This window comes from Streptomyces prasinopilosus, from assembly GCF_001419695.1.
Taxonomy (GTDB): Bacteria; Actinomycetota; Actinomycetes; order Streptomycetales; family Streptomycetaceae; genus Streptomyces; species Streptomyces prasinopilosus.
In genome coordinates, this window is sequence record NZ_LIRG01000095.1 from 1 (window position 1) to 1449 (window position 1449).

The 1449-nt window shown below is 73.3% G+C and carries 1 protein-coding gene and 2 pseudogenes; all 3 read left to right on the forward strand.

All coding sequences use genetic code 11. From position 1 onward, the window contains the following. Positions 1-152: 152 nt before the first annotated feature. A pseudogene (locus tag AOK18_RS33985) lies at positions 153-295 on the forward strand (aldo/keto reductase); the annotation flags it as partial. Between the two features lie 2 nt (positions 296-297). Beyond that, positions 298-1062 (forward strand): annotated as a pseudogene (locus tag AOK18_RS05440) (aldo/keto reductase); the annotation flags it as partial. A gap of 91 nt (positions 1063-1153) precedes the next feature. Beyond that, the coding region (locus tag AOK18_RS05445) for an MSMEG_6728 family protein (RefSeq protein ID WP_206281500.1) at positions 1154-1449 on the forward strand (296 nt) is incomplete at its 3' end.

Genomic DNA, 1449 nt, shown 5'->3' on the forward strand with positions numbered 1-1449 from the left:
CCGCCGGGCCCCCGCCCGGCCCCCACGGTTCGGAAGCGGTGTCGCCGGGTTCCACGCAGGGGACCGGTTGGACTTCCGGATCACGCGGAGGCACTGTGGGCAGGGTTCCAGACTCCCCCGGACCCCCCTGAACCGCACCCGGAGACCACCCGATGAACCACATGATCAACCCCGAGCGCTACGACGGCACCATGCGCTACCGGCGCACCGGGCGTTCGGGACTCGACCTCCCCCTGCTCTCCCTGGGCTACTGGCACAACTTCGGTGACGACCGGGCCTTCGCGACCCAGCGCGANNGTGATCTCCACCAAGGCCGGCTGGGACATGTGGCCGGGCCCCTACGGCCAGGGCGGCGGCTCGCGCAAGTACCTGCTCGCCTCGCTGGACCAGTCGCTGCGGCGGATGGGCCTGGACTACGTGGACATCTTCTACTCCCACCGGCTCGACGCCACCACTCCCCTCGAGGAGACCATGGGCGCGCTGGACACCGCGGTCCGCCAGGGCAAGGCGCTCTACGTCGGCATCTCCTCCTACGACGCCGAGCGCACCCGGGAGGCGGTGGCCATCCTCCGGGACCTCGGGACCCCGCTGCTGATCCACCAGCCCTCGTACAGCATGCTGAACCGCTGGATCGAGACCGAGGGACTGCTGGACGTGGCCCAGGAGGAGGGCTTCGGGGTCATCGGGTTCACGGCGCTGGCGCAGGGGCTGCTGACCGGGCGCTACCTGGACGGCGTGCCGCAGGGGTCGCGGGCGACGCGGGGCACGTCGTTCGACACCGCGTGGCTGACGGACGACATGCTGCGCCGGCTGCGCGCCCTCGACGACATCGCGGCCCGCCGCGGGCAGACGCTGGCGCAGATGGCGCTGGCCTGGGCCCTGCGGGACCGGCGCGTCACCTCGCTGGTCATCGGCGCCTCCCGCACCGAGCAGCTGGAGCAGAACGTCGCCGCGCTGGACAACCTCGACTTCGACGGCGAGGAGCTGGCCGAGATCGACAAGTACGCCACCGACGGCGGCGTCGACCTGTGGCGCGAGGCGCGCCTCGGCAACCTGGGCTGAGCCGAGGGGTGTGCGCCGCGGCGGGAGGGGAACTGCGACGGGGTGGTCCGCGTTCCGCGGCCACGGCGGCACCGCTCCCCGGGACGGCACCATGCAGACGTTCCTTCCCTACCCCGGCTTCCACGAGTCGGCGTCGGTGCTCGACCGGCGCCGGCTCGGCAAACAGCGGGTGGAGGCGCTCCAGGTCCTGCGCGGCCTCGTCGTGCCCGGCTACGGCTGGCGCCGGCACCCGGCGGTCCGCATGTGGACCGGCTACGAGGAGGCGCTGGTGCGCTACGGCCTCGAGATGTGCCGGGTCTGGCGCGACCGGGGGCACCAGGACAGCTGCGCCGCCACGCTCGTCGCCGACCTGGCCGCCGTCCGGCCCGGCGCACCGGTGCGCGGGCC